Below are 1,116 nucleotides of genomic sequence, written 5' to 3' on the forward strand. Positions count from 1 at the left end.
CGTAAACTGGCTTTATTTCTGGAAGGCGGTATTCGCTTCTATGCTCTGACTTGATGGTATCAATAAAGCCATTAACTACGTCGTCAATGTATACCAAACTAACTGGAGACTCAGGGTTATCAACACGAATTGGAATATCATTTGCAATATTATGGCAAAAAGTTGACACCACTGAGTTATAGTTGGGTCTGGACCATTTGCCAAACACATTAGGCAAGCGATAATTGTAAATAGGGTTTCCCGCTGACTCTAGCAAACCTTGGAGAGACTTCTCGGCGCTCAACTTACTTTGCCCGTATGGATTATCCCTCTCTGCTTGAATAGAGGATGAAAACAGTACAGGCGCGTTGTTGCCACACTCTTTGAGTGTGTTCGCGATCAGCTCAGTTAAGCCAGCATTGCCAGTGCTAAATTCTGATTCATCTTTGGGTCTGTTAACCCCTGCTAGATGGACAACAAAATCCACTTCATTTAAGTGCGCAGTTAATTCGTCGACGGTATTCTCTTTTGAATAAGTAACATACTCAATACCTTCTTCTTTGCAACGCACTTGTAGGTTTTTACCAATAAACCCTTCTGAACCCGTAATTAATATTTTCATAATATCGAATTTAACTTGTCTAGTCCTGAATATTCAGTTGCTCTCTCACTTCCTTAAGAGATAACAAAACTTCTTTAACTTGCGAGACGTCAAGGCGCTCGGTGTTATGAGAGTGGTAATCATCAAGACTAGACTCTTCTTCATTCCCTTCAGTGAAGTATTTTTCATAGTTGAGGTCACGATCATCCATTGAAACCCTGAAGTAATCGCCCAAATCTTCTGCTCGCGATAACTCTTCGACTGAAGCGAGTGTCTCGTATAGTTTTTCGCCATGCCGAGTGCCGATCACTTTAATATCAACCTTGGAATCAAAAAGTTCCATCAAGGCAATTGCCAGATCATCAACTGTACATGCAGGTGCTTTCTTAATAAAAATATCACCCTGCCGTCCATGAGAAAACGCATAATCAACCAAGCCTACCGCTTCACTCAGGGCCATTAGAAATCTTGTCATGGCCCCGTCTGTAATTGTGATAGGTTTTCCAGCTTTGATCTGCTCAATAAAGCGAGGAATA

Annotated in this window: 2 protein-coding genes; both read right to left on the reverse strand. The window is 41.5% G+C overall.

The window, feature by feature from the left end:
* A partial coding sequence (locus A3735_RS01020) for an NAD-dependent epimerase/dehydratase family protein (RefSeq protein ID WP_156499294.1) occupies positions 1–601 on the reverse strand: 601 nt, incomplete at its 3' end.
* Between the two features lie 19 nt (positions 602–620).
* Positions 621–1,116 (reverse strand): polysaccharide biosynthesis protein (locus tag A3735_RS01025; RefSeq protein WP_197485564.1); only part of this gene is annotated, 496 nt, incomplete at its 5' end.

This window comes from Oleiphilus sp. HI0061, from assembly GCF_001635675.1.